Genomic DNA, 359 nt, shown 5'->3' on the forward strand with positions numbered 1-359 from the left:
TATAACCGTATTTAATATCGGTTTCAAACAATTGATTGGAGTTTGTTATCGTTCGATTTGATGCGATCTTTTTCGAAAATCGAACTCGTTTCTGACGTTGCGGCTTTAGGATACCCAGTTCCTTGCACAGTCGATATACTTTCTTCTTGTTTATGCGAAGATTGTGCTGTTCGCGCAATACCACCGTCAATTTACGGTAACCATAACTAGCCCCATCGCTAGCGATAAGCTCCATAAGCCATTCTTTAATCTGTTCATCAGATATTTTGAAACCATTTATAAGCTGCGAGAATCCTGGTGTTGGGCGTCCCTCACTCACTAATTTGCTTCGTAATTGTGCTTTCTTATGATAGTAATAA

General features: G+C 39.3%; 1 protein-coding gene. It reads right to left on the bottom strand.

Annotated features, from left to right (window positions below; all coding sequences use genetic code 11):
- Positions 1 to 359, bottom strand: a 359-nt coding sequence (locus BBG47_RS30535; RefSeq protein WP_254659964.1) for an IS3 family transposase, incomplete at both ends; no start/stop codon positions are given.

This window comes from Paenibacillus sp. KS1 (genome assembly GCF_001680695.1).
GTDB lineage: Bacteria > Bacillota > Bacilli > Paenibacillales > Paenibacillaceae > Paenibacillus_B > Paenibacillus_B suaedae.